Below are 301 nucleotides of genomic sequence, written 5' to 3'. Positions count from 1 at the left end.
GCCGCACGTCGCTGCGCAACAGTGCGCTGAGCGGTACCTTGCGGCTGTCCTTGTCCAGCGTATGGCGGATTTCCGCCAGCGTTTGCTGCGCATAACCTTCATTGCCGATGCGTCGCAAGACCTTCTGCGCCTGCTCGTGGCGGCCGACCTTCGCCAGCCAGCGCGGCGACTCCGGCACCGCCAACATCAACAGCAGGAAGGCCAGCGCCGGCACCAGCTCGGCACCAAACATGTAGCGCCAGCCAACCTGACCGTTCCAGCTGGCCAACAGCTCCGCCTGACCGGCATTGGTCGCCACCGG

1 protein-coding gene is annotated in these 301 nt (G+C 66.1%); it reads right to left on the bottom strand.

Going from position 1 to position 301, the window contains the following annotated elements; all coding sequences use genetic code 11:
• Positions 1-301, bottom strand: a 301-nt coding sequence (locus CVN76_RS02700) for an MFS transporter (RefSeq protein WP_157805490.1), incomplete at both ends; no start/stop codon positions are given.

It is taken from the genome of Bacillus sp. mrc49, assembly GCF_002803435.1.
The sequence above is the reverse complement of the archived record's forward strand: the minus strand, read 5'-3'. Positions and strand labels throughout refer to the sequence as shown.